The organism is Pseudomonas sp. 05T35 (assembly GCF_056396605.1).
The window spans coordinates 1-488 of sequence record NZ_JBFTLU010000953.1; the positions used below are offsets into that span (position 1 = coordinate 1).

Consider the following 488-nt stretch of genomic DNA (forward strand, 5'->3'; position numbering starts at 1 on the left):
GGTGCGCACCTATCTGCCCAATTACGCAGCGATGATTACGTTCTGGAACCTGGGGCTGGCGTTTGGCCTGGTGCTGTTGATCGCCGGGGTTTCCAGTTACGTGGGCATACGCAAGGTGCTGAAAATCGAGCCATTCGACATTTTCAGGGGCTGAGCCTCGATAAGACGGAGTCAGCCCGGCTGCTGTTGATAAATATCAAGTGCCGGAAGACGTAAAGGGAGGATCAATAGCGTACCCATCAGTGTTCAAGGAGACGGGCATGCGAATGACATTTCTCGGTGCGGCTGGCACGGTGACGGGCAGCAAGTACCTGCTGGAACATAACGACAAACATGTGTTGATCGATTGCGGCTTGTTCCAGGGCTACAAACAACTGCGCCTGCACAACTGGGACCCTTTCCAACTGCCGGTCCGGGATCTGGAAGCCATCGTTCTGACCCATGCTCACCTGGATCACAGCGGCTATCTGCCCGTGTTGGTGCGCAAC

At 55.5% G+C, this 488-nt stretch carries 1 protein-coding gene; it reads left to right on the plus strand.

What is annotated here, in order from left to right; translation table 11 throughout:
• Nucleotides 1-260 precede the first annotated feature (260 nt).
• Nucleotides 261-488, plus strand: a 228-nt coding sequence (locus tag AC1DH9_RS30875; protein ID WP_477809551.1) for an MBL fold metallo-hydrolase, incomplete at its 3' end; no start/stop codon positions are given.